General features: G+C 49.3%; 12 protein-coding genes and 1 pseudogene. 10 read left to right on the top strand and 3 right to left on the bottom strand.

Annotated elements, in window-relative coordinates:
- The 5 genes from BM257_RS14850 to BM257_RS09215 form a co-directional block, all read left to right on the top strand.
- The coding region (locus tag BM257_RS14850; RefSeq protein WP_092071458.1) for an HU family DNA-binding protein at nt 1-444 on the top strand (444 nt) is incomplete at its 5' end.
- A complete protein-coding gene (locus BM257_RS14845; protein ID WP_177216071.1) occupies nt 444-554 on the top strand; it encodes a smalltalk protein in 111 nt (36 codons plus the stop codon). The genes BM257_RS14850 and BM257_RS14845, both read left to right, overlap by 1 nt.
- Before the next feature lie 183 nt (nt 555-737).
- The gene (locus tag BM257_RS09225; protein WP_092071455.1) at nt 738-2,102 is read left to right on the top strand and encodes a PTS galactitol transporter subunit IIC; all 1,365 of its coding nucleotides are present in this window, start codon (nt 738-740) and stop codon (nt 2,100-2,102) included.
- Nucleotides 2,103-2,105: 3 nt separating this feature from the next.
- Nucleotides 2,106-3,080, top strand: coding sequence for a 5-dehydro-4-deoxy-D-glucuronate isomerase (gene kduI, locus BM257_RS09220; RefSeq protein ID WP_092071452.1), 975 nt, complete (start codon nt 2,106-2,108; stop codon nt 3,078-3,080).
- Between the two features lie 34 nt (nt 3,081-3,114).
- Nucleotides 3,115-4,572: an MFS transporter gene (locus BM257_RS09215; protein ID WP_092071448.1), complete on the top strand. Its 1,458-nt coding sequence runs from the start codon at nt 3,115-3,117 to the stop codon at nt 4,570-4,572.
- Between the two features lie 122 nt (nt 4,573-4,694).
- On the opposite strand, the gene BM257_RS09210 is transcribed toward BM257_RS09215, so the two are convergent.
- Nucleotides 4,695-5,435 (bottom strand): nitroreductase family protein, encoded by a 741-nt coding sequence (locus tag BM257_RS09210; protein ID WP_092071445.1) that lies wholly within the window; start codon nt 5,433-5,435, stop codon nt 4,695-4,697.
- A 237-nt stretch (nt 5,436-5,672) separates the two neighbouring features.
- On the opposite strand from BM257_RS09210, the pseudogene BM257_RS09205 reads away from it, so the two are divergent.
- From BM257_RS09205 to dnaA, 5 genes and pseudogenes are all read left to right on the top strand, one after another.
- Nucleotides 5,673-6,113, top strand: a pseudogene (locus BM257_RS09205) (ribonucleoside-diphosphate reductase, adenosylcobalamin-dependent); the annotation flags it as partial.
- A gap of 44 nt (nt 6,114-6,157) precedes the next feature.
- Nucleotides 6,158-6,541 carry a dihydroneopterin aldolase gene (gene folB / locus BM257_RS09200; protein ID WP_092071443.1) on the top strand — a complete coding sequence of 128 codons (384 nt, stop codon included), beginning with the start codon at nt 6,158-6,160 and terminating at the stop codon, nt 6,539-6,541.
- Nucleotides 6,542-6,596: 55 nt separating this feature from the next.
- Nucleotides 6,597-7,853, top strand: a complete 1,257-nt coding sequence (locus BM257_RS09195; RefSeq protein ID WP_092071440.1) for an N-acetylmuramoyl-L-alanine amidase — start codon at nt 6,597-6,599, stop codon at nt 7,851-7,853.
- A 12-nt stretch (nt 7,854-7,865) separates the two neighbouring features.
- On the top strand, nt 7,866-8,768 hold the full coding sequence (locus tag BM257_RS09190) for an MlaD family protein (RefSeq protein WP_092071437.1): 903 nt from the start codon (nt 7,866-7,868) through the stop codon (nt 8,766-8,768).
- 375 nt (nt 8,769-9,143) lie between these two features.
- Entirely contained in the window at nt 9,144-10,556 is a 1,413-nt protein-coding gene (gene dnaA, locus BM257_RS09185; RefSeq protein WP_092071434.1) for a chromosomal replication initiator protein DnaA, read from the top strand.
- Nucleotides 10,557-10,598: 42 nt separating this feature from the next.
- Here dnaA and BM257_RS09180 read toward each other — a convergent pair whose 3' ends face one another.
- On the bottom strand, nt 10,599-12,542 hold the full coding sequence (locus BM257_RS09180) for a glycoside hydrolase family 97 protein (protein ID WP_092071432.1): 1,944 nt from the start codon (nt 12,540-12,542) through the stop codon (nt 10,599-10,601).
- Between the two features lie 75 nt (nt 12,543-12,617).
- A complete protein-coding gene (gene nagB, locus BM257_RS09175) occupies nt 12,618-13,412 on the bottom strand; it encodes a glucosamine-6-phosphate deaminase (RefSeq protein WP_092071429.1) in 795 nt (264 codons plus the stop codon).
- Between the last annotated feature and the right edge of the window lie 56 nt (nt 13,413-13,468).

The following is a 13,468-nucleotide window of genomic DNA, read 5'->3' as shown; positions in this document are numbered from 1 at the left end:
TCCAGCGCATGCGGCAAGTACTTCGCCAAGGCAGTCTACGACAAGAACTTCATCGGGACCAAGGCACTCGCCGAGTACATCCAGTCTCAGGCAAGCGTGAAGCGAAGCGACATCATCGCAGTGCTCGATGAGCTGGGAGCTGCCATGAAGCACTTCTTCGAGATGGGTCAGAAGGTGAAACTCGACGGCATCGGCATCTTCAAGGTAGGCTTCTCCAGCATCGGTGCAGTCAAGGCCGAGGATGTGGGAGCGCAGAACATCACGACCCGCCGAGTGCTGTTCGCCCCTGAGACCGTCCGAGTGATAACTGGTCAGGCTCGCCGTGCCAACGGCACCATCTACCAGAAGTTTGCCGTAGCGAAGCAGCTGGTCAAGGATGTGGTCTTCGAGGAGACGCATGAGAACAGCGTGGAGTCGGAGAAAGCAGAGGAGGGAGGTGAGTAATGAAGAAAGAAACGCTCAAATGGATCGTTCAGATCATCGCCTCCATCGCCATAGCCCTGCTGACGGCATTAGGAACGACCTCCTGTATGGGTTATCACCCGACTCTGTAACCATCAGCCCCTGCAAAAGCATTACGCTTAGCAGGGGCTTTTGGTTTCAGGTTTCATGTTTCAAGTTTTTTTTATATTCTTTTTTGCCATTTTCTTTCTTACATTTGTTTTTTTCATAGAAATTTATTAATTTTGCAGTCGATTATACTAAAACAACGAATATCGATATTTTGAAATTTAACAATGGAACAAGTCTTTAGTTACATTATCAGTCTTGGTGCCAGTGTGATGATGCCGATACTGTTTACTATTATCGGACTGTGCATCGGGATGAAGTTCGGCAAGTCGCTCAAGTCGGGACTCTATGTGGGTGTCGGTTTTGTGGGTCTCGGTATCGTGACCGCCCTGCTGACGACGAATTTCGGTTCACCGCTGAGTGAGATCTCCAAACTCTATGATTTACAACTGGGTGTCTTCGACATGGGATGGCCCGCGGCAGCCGCTGTCGCCTATAACACGGCGGTGGGAGCCTTGATCATCCCCATCTGTCTGGGTGTGAACTTTCTGTTGCTCATCACCGGTTGTACCCGCACGGTGAATATCGACCTTTGGAACTACTGGCATTTCGCTTTCATCGGTGCCGTCGCATATTTCGTGATGGACCAGAGTCTTGCCTGGGGCTATTTCGCCGCCATCGTATGTTATATCATCACGCTGGTGATGGCAGACCTGACCGCTGATAAGTTCCAGGGCTATTATGAGGACATGGATGGTATCTCCATCCCACAGCCCTTCTGTCAGAGCTTTACCGCCTTTGCCATCGCTATCAACTGGTTGCTGGACCGCATCCCCGGTTTCTCGAAACTCGATATTGACGCGGAGGGATTGAAGAAGAAATTCGGTGTGCTCGGTGAGCCTATCGTACTGGGTGTCATCGTCGGCGCGTTGATTGGTGCCGTGGCACAGTTGGATATCAAGAAAGTCCTCTTCCTGGGTGTGACGATGGGTGCCGTGATGGAGCTGATTCCCCGTATCACGAAACTCTTCATCGACGGACTGAAACCCATTGCCGAGAAGACACAGGAGGTGGTACAGAAGAAATGGGCTGGTAAGAAAGTGTATATCGGTATGTCGCCGGCACTGGTCATCGGACATCCCACGACTCTCGTCGCATCCCTGATCCTGATACCTCTTGCGTTGCTGATGGCGGTGGCACTGCCCGGAAATGAGTTCCTGCCCCTCGCATCGCTTGCCGGTATGTTCTATGTGTTTGTGATGGTACTGCCCTACACGAAGGGTAACGTGGTGAAGACCCTGATCATCGGTATCATCACGGTGGGTATCGGACTCTGGTTCGTCACAGACATGGCTCCAGCCTTCACACAGGCAGCCCAGACCGTTTATGCCCAGACACAGGATCCTGCCGCCAAGATCCCAGAGGGCTTCCAGGCTGGTGCCCTCGACTTCGCATCCTCCCTCTTTGGCTGGGTCATCTACAAGTGTGTCAACAATCTCCAGTGGGTGGGCGCCGGTATCTTGACCATCATCACCATTGCGATGGTTGTCTGGAATCGACAGAGAATTAAAAAATTAGAAATTAGAAATTAAGATATGAAAAAGACAATTTTGACATTAATGCTTATGGGAATGATGACGGCTGTGTATGGCCAACAGAAAGTGAGTTTCCAGACAGCCTGTCATCCAGAGGACGTGAAGCACTACGATACGAAGACCTTGCGTGAGCGCTTCGTTATGGAGAAGGTGATGGTGGCTGACGAGATTAACCTGACGTATTCGCACTACGACCGTTTTATCTTCGGTGGTGCGATGCCTGTTACCAAGACTCTCAAGTTGGAGAACTTCCAGGAACTGGGACTGGATGTCGACCCCGGTATCAAGGAGAAGTATTTCCTCTATAACCGTGAGCTGGGCGTGGTGAACTGCGGTCAGGGCGACGGCGTGGTGATCGTCGACGGTAAGGAGTATGCCTTGGCTCCGAAAGAGGCTCTCTATATCGGTCGTGGACATATCGGTAAGGACAAGGATGTGAACAAGGAAGTTCTCTTCCGCTCGAAGGATGCCGCCAAACCTGCCAAGTTCTATCTGAACTCTGCCACCGCTCATCAGCACTATAAGACACAGTGGGTGACCCTCGACGGTCGTAAGGGCTCGCTGAAGGCTGCCGTATGGGGACCTGTAGGCTCCCTGGAGGAGTGTAACAACCGTACGGTGTATAAGTTGATTGTCAACGATGTCCTGGAGGAAGGTCCCTGTCAGCTGCAACTTGGTCTGACACAGCTCAACCCGGGTGCCGCCTGGAACACGATGCCACCTCATACCCATGGTCGCCGTATCGAGGCATATTACTATTTCAACCTGCCCCAAGAGCAGACCATTGCCCATATCATGGGTGAGCCCCAGGAGAGCCGTGTGGTATGGTTGCATAACGAGCAGGCTATCATGTCACCGGAGTGGAGCATGCATGCTGCCGCAGGTACCTATTACTATACTTTTATCTGGGGTATGGCAGGTGAGAACCTCTACTATAACGACAAGGATAATATCCCCGTAATCGACATCAAATAGTCGTCATCTCGAAATATAGAAAACAATAAATATTATGACTCCTATTCAAACAACTAAAATGTCCAACTTCCGTTGGGTCATCTGTGCGTTGCTCTTCCTGGCAACGACAATTAACTACATGGACCGCCAGGTCTTATCATTAACTTGGAAGGACTTCATTGCCCCAGAGTTCCACTGGACCGATGGTGACTACGGAACGATAACAGGTCTGTTCTCACTGTTCTATGCTATCGCCAACCTCTTCGCAGGAAAGTTCATTGACTGGATGGGCACTAAGAAAGGTTACCTGATCGCCATCTTCGTATGGTCATTGGGTGCTGTGCTGCATGCTGGTTGCGGCTGGGTGGCTATGACCGTCGAGGGCTATGACTCCATCGACGCACTGCGTGCCGTACAGGCAGGCTCTGACGCTGCTGTCGCCATCGCTACCATCTCCGTATGGCTGTTCCTCTCTTGTCGTCTGATCCTTGCCGTTGGTGAGGCTGGTAACTTCCCCGCTGCCATCAAGGCTACCGCGGAGTATTTCCCCAAGAAAGACCGTGCGTTCTCCACCTCTATCTTCAATAGTGGTGCCTCCGTTGGTGCACTTGCCGCTCCCGCAACGATTCCCCTGTTGGCTCGTGCCTGGGGTTGGGAAATGGCGTTTATCATCATCGGTGCCCTCGGTTTCATCTGGATGGGACTGTGGATGTGGCTCTATGAGAAACCTGCACAGAACAAACGTGTCAACCAGGCAGAGCTTAACTACATCGAGCAGGATAATGATATCGCTGAGGCTCAGAACCGTGATGCCGTGAAGGAGGAGAAGACGATACCGTTCCTGAAGTGTTTCACCTACAAGCAGACATGGTCGTTCCTCGTCGGTAAGTTCATGACGGACGGTGTATGGTGGTTCTTCCTGTTCTGGGCTCCTGCTTACTTCTCAGACCAGTATGGTTACACGTCAGACTCTGCTATGGGTATCGCACTGATCTTCACCCTCTATGCCATTGTGACGATTCTCTCCATCGGTGGTGGTTATCTGCCTACCTATTTCGTCGACAAGAAGGGAATGAACCCCTATCTGGGTCGTATGCGTGCCATGTTTATCTTCGCATGCTTCCCTGTATTGGGTCTTTTCGCACAGCCTATGGGAGCCTATAGCGCATGGTGGCCCGCTATCCTGATCGGTCTGCTGGGCGCTGGTCATCAGGCATGGTCTGCAAACCTGTTCTCTACCATTGGTGACATGTTCCCCAAGTCAACGATTGGTACCATCGTCGGTTTAGGAACGATGGCTGGTGGTCTGGGTTCTATGAGCATCAACCTCGGTAGCGGTAAGTTCTTCGACTGGGCAGCTGATCAGGGAGCTGCTTTCACCTTCTTCGGTTTCGAGGGAAAGCCTGCCGCCTATATGGTGGTGTTCTGCATCTGCGCTGTCGCCTACCTGATTGGTTGGTGTATCATGAAGGCGCTTGTTCCTAAGTACAAGCCCATTGTCGTAGATGAGTAATCGAAGATGAAGCGTATAATATTCTTTATACTCATGACTGCATCTTGTGTTCCGGTTTTATGGGCACAGGATGCAGTCAGTGCTATTCGTAAGCATTATTTCTACTAATCTTTTACCTCTCACTAGTCCAGGAACCCTTGGTGCTTGAGCGCTTCCAATAGTCCTGATGACATTGTCTCGTTGTCTTTCTTCGTATAGCGGATGTCCGTGAATATCTGGGCGAGTGTCTCCTTCTGGTTAATTTCACAGAAGCGACGGTTCTCGTCCAGTTGTTCTTTATATATATAATAGGTGTCGATGTCCTTAGCGGTATAGTCATGGTAGGTCTCCTCATGTATAAAACTCTCCAGCGGCAGACGGTCGGAGAGGGGAGGCTCCTCGGCAGGCCATCCTACCGTCAGTGTTGCAATAGGCATCACGAGTCTCGGCAGTTCCAGGATATCGATAATCTGTTGAGGCATATAGACAGTGGTACCCAGATAGCAGTAACCCAGTCCCTCCTCGTCCATGAGGTTACAGAGCGTCTGCGTATAGAGCAAGGCGTCCGTTGCCGCATTGATGAAACTGAGGAAGTTGTCGTAGCCCGGCTCTGCTTTCCGACAGCGTGCCCATGTGGAGGTGCGGTTGAAGTCTGCGCAGATGGTGAGTACCACAGGAGCTTGTATCACCATGGGTTGGTTGAAATGGGCAGGTGCCAGTTTCTGTTTCATCTCTTCCGAGCGGGTCACCACCACACTATACAGTTGCAGGTTACCCATGGTCTGTGTACGACTGGCGTCTGTCATGAGACGGTTGAGGAGCTCTTGGCTCACTTCTTTGTTGCTGTATTGGCGAATTGTTCGCCGGATTGTCAGATTTTTCATACTGCAAAATTACATAATCTTTCCCAAAAAGGAAAACTTTCGAGCGGTTTTCTCTGAAAAAGTTGTCCGAAAAGAAAATTAATCGTACCTTTGGCATTAAAAATGCCGAAAGTACTCACACTCGACAAAAAAAAGAATAAAATTCTTTGTTTTGTGCTCGTTTAATCGTACCTTTGCCGTCAAAACAATAAATTTATGGAAGGAAATAGCAAAAAGGAATCATTACAAGACCAACGCCCTGAAGTGGTGGAGGTCCGTCCCCAGGTTTTAGAGTGTGATGTGGTACGTTTCCAGAATAACAAGGAGAAATGGGTGGCTTTCGTCGGACTGCTGGATGGTTACCCCTATGAGATCTTCACAGGGTTGCAGGATGACGAGGAGGGTATTGTGCTCCCTAAGACCGTCACCAGAGGCAAGATCATCAAACAAGTCAACCCTGACGGCTCGAAACGCTACGACTTCCAGTTTGAGAACAAACGCGGCTACAAGACAACGGTGGAAGGTCTTTCCGAGAAGTTCAACCCGGAGTATTGGAACTATGCCAAGCTCATCTCTGGTGTGCTTCGCTACCGGATGCCCTTGGAGCATGTCATCCGTCTGGTCGCCTCTCTGTCGTTGAAGGACGAGAGTATTAACACCTGGAAGGTTGGCGTAGAACGTGCCTTGAAGAAATACCTCCCGGGCAATGTTGACGACCTGGAGGAAACACAAGACTGAGCGACATGCGGATAGAGTCGGGATATATCTTCTTAAAGGATCTCCGTTTCCACGCCTTCCATGGTGTCATGCCCCAGGAACGTAAGGTGGGTGGCGACTTCCTCGTCTCACTCCGTATGGGCTATGACATCTCCAAGGCGATGCGGACGGATGAGGTCAGTGATACCCTCAACTATGCGGAGGTCTATGCCTTGGTCAGAAAAGAGATGGAACAGCCTTCCGCTCTGTTGGAACGGGTCGCTGGCAGGATAGCAGAGGCTCTCTTCGCTTCTGATCCGAAGATTCTGAGTATTGATCTCTGGCTGACAAAGGTCAATCCCCCGATGGGAGCAGATTGTCAGGGGGCAGGCGTGGAATTACATTTAATAAATGATAAAACTAAAGGATAAGTAAGGGTTTTTACGTGGAAAATGCGTAATTTTGCACCTTATTATATATAGATATATGAAGAAAAGGATTTTTTCTCTCTTTTGGATGACACTCTTCCTCGCAGTGATGGCTATCGCTGCGAACAAGAAATTCACACTGGTCATCGATGCTGGTCATGGCGGTCATGATGCCGGTGCGCTGGGTGCCTTCTCCAAGGAAAAGAATATCAATCTGAACGTAGCATTGGCTTTTGGTCGTTATGTAGAGGACAACTGTCCCGACGTGAAAGTGATTTATACCCGTAAGAAGGATGTGTTTATCCCACTTCATACTCGTGCGGACATTGCCAACAGGAACAAAGCAGACCTGTTTGTCTCTATTCACACCAATGCCGTACCAAAAGGGAAAAGGGTCATGGGACTGGAGACCTATACGTTGGGAATGCACCGTGCAGGGACCAATCTGGAAGTGGCAAAGCGTGAGAACTCGGTCATCTTGATAGAGAAGGACTATAAACAACGCTACGAGGGTTTCGACCCCAATTCAAGTGAGAGCTATATCATGTTCGAGTTCATGCAGGATAAGAACATGGCACAGAGTGTGGAACTGGCGAAATATGTACAGAAGCACGCTTGCGCATCTGCCAATCGTCAGAACAAGGGTGTCAAGCAGGCAGGATTCCTGGTGCTCCGCGAGACCTCGATGCCCAGTTGTCTGATAGAGTTGGGTTTTATTACTACCCCTGAGGAGGAACGGTTCCTGAATAGCGGGGACGGCATCGACCGTCTGGGCTATGGTATCTATAAGGCTTTCCTCGACTATAAGCGTAAGTATGACGGAAGAATCACCGTACCCTATCAAGCAGAGCAGACACAACCGGTGAATATCCCTTCCGTGGTACCACCCAAAGAGGAGAAAGAGGAGCTCGCTGAGACGACACCCCCTGTGGTGACACAGAATGAACCTACTAAGACGACAGTCCCTGCGACACCGCAGAAAGAGACCGCTGTCACTGCTGAGCCTGTGGAGGTGACGAAAGAGAATACCAACGTGCAGGATGCTTCCCTCATCTTCAAAGTACAGATTCTCGCCAGTGCCTCTCCCAAAAAGATCTCCAAGAAACAGTTGAATGGGCAACCGGCGGCGAAATACTACGAGGAAGGTGGTTTCTACAAATATACCGTTGGTGAGTCAACAGACTATGACGAGATAGTACAAGTGCGTGAGAGTCTGGTGAAGAACTTCCCTGAGGCTTTTGTCATCGCCTTCAAGGGAGGACAGAAGGTGGACATCCGTGTTGCCATCCGTGAATACAGAGCAAAGAAAAAATAAAAAGATATAGATATGAAGTTCTTTACGAAAGAAGTACAGATAGCTTGTGTAGCCATCCTGGCACTCGTCGTGCTGTATTTTGGCTTGAATTTCCTGAAGGGATTGAGCGTCTTCTCCAATTCCAACTCCTATTATGTCGCCTTTAATGACGTCAGTGGACTATCCGCTTCGTCACCTGTCTATGCCAATGGCTTTAAGGTGGGTGTGGTAAAGGGTATTAATTATGACTATCAGCAACCTGAGCGTATTGTCGCTGTCGTAGAGCTGAATAAGGAGATGCGTTTGCCTGTCGGCTCTCATGCGGAGATATCCAGCGACCTGTTGGGTAACATTAAAATCAACCTGATATTGGCACAGCATCCTCAAGGTTTCGTGGCAGTAGGTGACACTATTCCTGGTAATGTGGAGCTGGGGATGATGGCGAAGGTCGCTGCTATGGTTCCTGCCATTGAGGCGATGATGCCTAAACTGGACTCCATCCTGACAAGTCTGAATGTCCTGCTTGCGGATCCTGCACTCCAGCAGACACTGCATAACGTGGAAGGTATGACCGCTAACCTGAACAAGACGAGTGCTGATTTAAGGTTGTTGTCTGCCCGCCTGGGACATGACGTTCCGTCAATGATGGTCAAGGCGGATAGTGTGTTGGGTAATACCCAGCGTCTGACAGCTAATCTGAGTACGATAGACGTGGAGGCGATGACTGCTAAGGTGAACCAAACTCTTGCCAATGTGGAGGAGATGACCCGTAAACTCAACAGCAATGAGGGGACGCTGGGCTTGCTGATGCGTGACGCTACTCTCTATAAGAATCTGACTACTACGGTGGCAGATGCGGACTCTCTGGTTAGAGACCTCAAGGCTCATCCGAAACGCTATGTTCACTTCTCAGTTTTCGGCAAAAAAGACAAATAATTATCTTTCTAATTTTTATTTTGTCTAAATAGTTATGAGGAGCGTGGAGTTTTTTCAACAAAGTATGGAACTCCCTGATATTAATCGCTTTCGGAGCTGAAACAAATAAAGAACCGCACACTGGATACCCCGTGTGCAGTTTTTGTTAAATCGCTGATAGACAGGGTTTTGAAATTTTACAAGATGAAGAATTGATAAATTCATCATAAGGAATTCTAACTCCCCATAATTAAGCAAGTTACGTGATGTTGTCAAAAAATCGTGTAAACTGGTCGATTTGCATATATCAAAAAAAAGTACGAACTTTGCAATCGAAAACGAAAACTATATTCTTTAACAAGGTTGGTTTTATTAATTAAATAAGTATAACGCCGCATGGAAAAAACTCCAAAGGCGCTTTGGGGCGACTGCCTTCATCTGATCAGGGAGAACGTCACGGAGCAGCAATATAAAACATGGTTTGCGTCCATCGTATTCGAGAAATACGATGAGGAGAAGCAGACTCTTCTCATACAGGTGCCCAGTCGCTACGTGTATGAGTATTTGGAGCAATACTATGTGACCTTATTAAGTAAGGTGTTATGCCGTTGCTTCGGTAAGAACGTCCAGCTCAACTATCGTATTGTGGTGGATAAGGCCCATAAGCTGACTGTAGAGGAAGAGGGCAGTGAGCCTGTCAATATCGAGCGTCCTCAGGAGACGACTCGTGGTAACAAGGCTCCTACGACACTGGATGCCGCTGTCCCACAGGACCTGAATCCCCAGTTGGATATCCATAAGACTTTCCAGACCTTCATCGAGGGTGATAGCAATAAGTTGCCCCGTACGGTAGGACTCACCATTGCGGAGCATCCGGGAAAGTCAACTTTCAACCCATTCTTCGTGTTCGGTCCTTCTGGTTGTGGTAAGACGCATCTTATCAACGCCATTGGTGTGAGGTGTAAGGAAATGTATCCGCAGAAGCGTGTGTTGTATGTCTCAGCACGTCTCTTCCAGGTACAGTTCGCTGATGCTACCCGCCAGAATACTGTCAATGACTTCATCCATTTCTATCAGACCATTGATGTCCTGATAGTAGATGATATTCAGGAATGGGCGACAGCACCGAGGACGCTGGACACCTTCTTCCATATCTTCAACCATCTGTTCCGTAATGGTAAACAGATCATCCTTGCCAGCGACCGTCCTCCTGTGGATCTGCAAGGTATGAAGGATCGTCTGTTGACACGCTTTGCCTGTGGACTGATCGCTGAGTTGGAGAAGCCTAACGTACAGTTGTGTGTGGATATCCTCCATGCCAAGTGCAGGCGTGACGGTCTGAAGATTCCAGAGGATGTCATCCAGTTTATCGCGGAGACTGCCAATGGTTCTGTCCGTGACCTGGAGGGCGTCGTCAACTCACTGATGGCATACTCTATTGTTTATAACAGCAATGTCGATATGCGTCTGGCTGAGCGTGTCATCAAGCGTGCCGTGAAAGTGGACAACAAACCGCTGACAGTGGATGATATCCTGGAGCGTGTCTGTGACCATTATAATGTATCCCAGCAGAATGTCTTCAGCAAGTCTCGCAAGCGTGACTATGTCATCGTCCGTCAGGTTTCGATGTATCTCGCTCAGAAGTACACGAAGATGCCAGCCTCCCGTATCGGACAACTGATAGGTGGTCGTGATCACTCGACAGTGATCCACAGCTGTTCCGCCATCGAGCAGCGACTGAAAGTCGACAAGTCGTTCTCCTCCGAGTTAAGTAGTATTGAGAATTCTTTTAAGATAAAGAAAAAGTGAATAATGAAATAAAAGGACAGCGTGAGGCTGTCCTTTTATTTTTCATTGCAGGATGATACCCCCGTTAGGTTGTATCACTACTTTAGCCTGTCCTTTCTTATCCACTGTCAGCGTCTTGAGTTCCGCATACCCCTCCGCATTGTCCGTGTAGTAGCTGATGGTCTGTCCCGTCAGCATCGGCAACTGAAGGGTCAGTTTCTTTGCTTCTTTCTCCGCATTCAGACCAGCGATATACCATTGGTTGCCATGACGACGGGCGAGAACAACAAATTTGCCAGGGTATCCGTCAATATAGCGTGTCTCATCCCATGTGGTGGGTAGCGACTTCATCAGATCCAGCTCTGCCTGAGGCAGTTCCTGCAGGTTGTTAGGTTGTATTGCCATACACTGGACAGAAGTCTGGACGGTAATCGCACAGGCAATCTCAAACATGTCCGTCGTCTTACGACTGTGACGACTCTTGTTGTCCTTACTCATAAAACGGTTCATGATAGTACCTCCCCAGTCCATTGAGCCAACGGTATTACGACAGAATGGATGTAATGTGAGGTCGAAGGGCTCACGGATAGCGGCATTCGGGTCGAAGAACACATTCTCAGAGGCGAGAACAGCCTCGCTTGCCACATAGTTGGGATACATCTTCTCCCATCCGCGAGGCAGCGTACAACCATGGAAGATACACTGCAGCCCGTAGTGGTTGGCATCGCTGAGGATATCCTCATAAAGTTGCATCGTCTGTTGCTTGTCACCTCCGAAGAAGTCAACCTTGATACCCTTCACGCCAATGCTCTTCATCCATGCCATCTCACGATGACGGTTGATGCTAGTGTTCATTCCATTGAAAGGACCTTGTGGCGCATCATTCTCATACCCATTGGAGTTATACCACAGCAGCAGACTCACTCCCTTCGACTGGGCGTATCTTGATAGTTCTGCAACTTTCTCTCGTCCGATGTTCGTATCCCACCAGGCATCCACGAGGCAATACTCATAGCCCATCTTTGCTGCCAAGTCGATGAAGGTCACCTGGTCATCGTAGTTACAACTCTGATCCTGCCAGATGAGCCAGCTCCACGTATAGCGACCTGGCTTGTAATCCTGTGAGGGTGCATAGAGTGGGGATAGGGGGTCGAAGGGAATGGTCGTCTCGACAATAGGTCCCAGGTCTTTACCAATGGTGATGGTGCGCCAAGGAGTACTGCCTGGCAGGGGGATACCTGCTGAGGTCGTTCCGATTCCATTGTTCTCACCCTTCATGGGATACTCGATGGTATAGCCGTCCTCTTTGTCATAATCACTCAGATGAGAGCCCACGAAAGCAGAGGTGACACCCGTCTCACTGATGAGAACCCAGCCTTTGTCACCTGCATGGAAGAGGGCAGGGAACACATAGCCATGACCATAGAACGACTTCTGAGCCATGGGTGCGTCATTCGAGTAGACCTCTTCATAGCTAGGCTTCGTACGAGCAAAGCCAATCATAGGGTGACTTTGTGGGGAGATGAAAGTCGTTGTACCCTCTGGCAGACGGAAGGAGGTCTTCTCCTCTTTGACGACCGCACTTCTGGTCTCATTGTCTTCCTGTCGCTGGATGGTGTACTGGAAGGCAATGTCATTGTTCTTGACGAGGAAGGTTATTATCATCTGATGCTTCTGGGTGTTAGCCACTGTGATGTCAAGACGGTTAGCCTTGAAGTCGACATGTGAGGTCTTGGAGCGTGAGAGATCGTACGATTGCTCTATCACTCCTTCTTTCGATCCCACGAAAGAAAGGTCTTTTGTGAAGTCGCCGACGTTAGTCTCGATTCCGAGTCGTGACTTTTGCAGCATCTCGACACCGTCATATTGAACAGTATATGTCGCTTTACCGTTCTCTACTTTCACCTCTACGACCATTTTGCCGTCTGGTGAGCTTACTTTCCTGCTTTCCGCCATCATCATCAGTGGACAGCATGCTAATAGTAATAATAGTCTTGTTCTCATCATTTTAACCTATTGATTTTGTAAAGAGGGCGCGCCTCTTGAGACACACCCTCTTTCTATTTCTACATAAGACGTTGCTTACAGCAAGTTATCCTTCTCGATATCCTTGAAGTACTTGTAGGTAGCAACCTTCAGTTCGTCAGTGGCAGGCTCGTCGGCGACGATGATGCCATGCTGGTGCATCTGGAGTGCGGAGATGGTCCACTCATGGGTGACGGCACCCTCGATGGCAGCCTTCAGGGCACGAGCCTTATGGTGTCCGTTGACGAGAATCATCACCTCCTTGGCGTCCATCACCGTACCTACACCAACGGTGAGGGCAAGCTTGGGCACCTTGTTCACGTCATTGTCGAAGAAACGAGAATTGGCGATGATGGTGTCTGTGGTCAGTGTCTTCACACGGGTGCGGCTGGTCAGACTTGAATACGGCTCGTTGAAGGCGATATGTCCGTCAGGACCGATACCTCCGATGAAGAGGTCGATGCCACCAGCCTCCTTGATCATCTCCTCATAATGTGCACACTCAGCAGCGAGGTCCTTGGCATTACCGTTGAGGATATGGATGTTCTCCTTAGGGCAGTTGATGTGGTCGAACAGGTTGCGAGCCATGAAAGAGTGGTAACTCTCAGGGTGGTCCTCAGGCAGATTGACATACTCGTCCATATTGAACGTCAGCACGTTCTTGAAGGACACACGACCCTCCTTGTTAGCCTTTACCAAACAAGCATACATGCCCTCAGGTGAAGAACCGGTAGGAAGGCCCAATACAAATGGTTTCTCCTTGGTGGGCTGGAAAGCGTTGATACGCTCAATAACGTGTTCTGCAGCCCATTGCGACATTTTCTGATAGTCAGCTTCAATAATTACTCTCATAAGATTATAAATTAAGTTGTGTCTATTTGTGGCGACAAAGATAATAAAAATCTGAT

Origin of the sequence: Prevotella sp. tf2-5 (assembly GCF_900115435.1) — a bacterium.
Classification (GTDB): Bacteria; Bacteroidota; Bacteroidia; order Bacteroidales; family Bacteroidaceae; genus Prevotella.
This window is presented reverse-complemented; position numbering and strand designations above follow the sequence as displayed.

Coding starts and splice junctions, on each gene's coding strand:
- BM257_RS09215 (WP_092071448.1), top strand. CDS start 3,115: ATGACTCCTATTCAAACAACTAAAATGTCCAACTTCCGTTGGGTCATC.
- BM257_RS14845 (WP_177216071.1), top strand. CDS start 444: ATGAAGAAAGAAACGCTCAAATGGATCGTTCAGATCATCGCCTCCATC.
- BM257_RS09225 (WP_092071455.1), top strand. CDS start 738: ATGGAACAAGTCTTTAGTTACATTATCAGTCTTGGTGCCAGTGTGATG.
- BM257_RS09190 (WP_092071437.1), top strand. CDS start 7,866: ATGAAGTTCTTTACGAAAGAAGTACAGATAGCTTGTGTAGCCATCCTG.
- BM257_RS09180 (WP_092071432.1), bottom strand. CDS start 12,542: ATGATGAGAACAAGACTATTATTACTATTAGCATGCTGTCCACTGATG.
- kduI (WP_092071452.1), top strand. CDS start 2,106: ATGAAAAAGACAATTTTGACATTAATGCTTATGGGAATGATGACGGCT.
- folB (WP_092071443.1), top strand. CDS start 6,158: ATGCGGATAGAGTCGGGATATATCTTCTTAAAGGATCTCCGTTTCCAC.
- BM257_RS09210 (WP_092071445.1), bottom strand. CDS start 5,435: ATGAAAAATCTGACAATCCGGCGAACAATTCGCCAATACAGCAACAAA.
- nagB (WP_092071429.1), bottom strand. CDS start 13,412: ATGAGAGTAATTATTGAAGCTGACTATCAGAAAATGTCGCAATGGGCT.
- dnaA (WP_092071434.1), top strand. CDS start 9,144: ATGGAAAAAACTCCAAAGGCGCTTTGGGGCGACTGCCTTCATCTGATC.
- BM257_RS09195 (WP_092071440.1), top strand. CDS start 6,597: ATGAAGAAAAGGATTTTTTCTCTCTTTTGGATGACACTCTTCCTCGCA.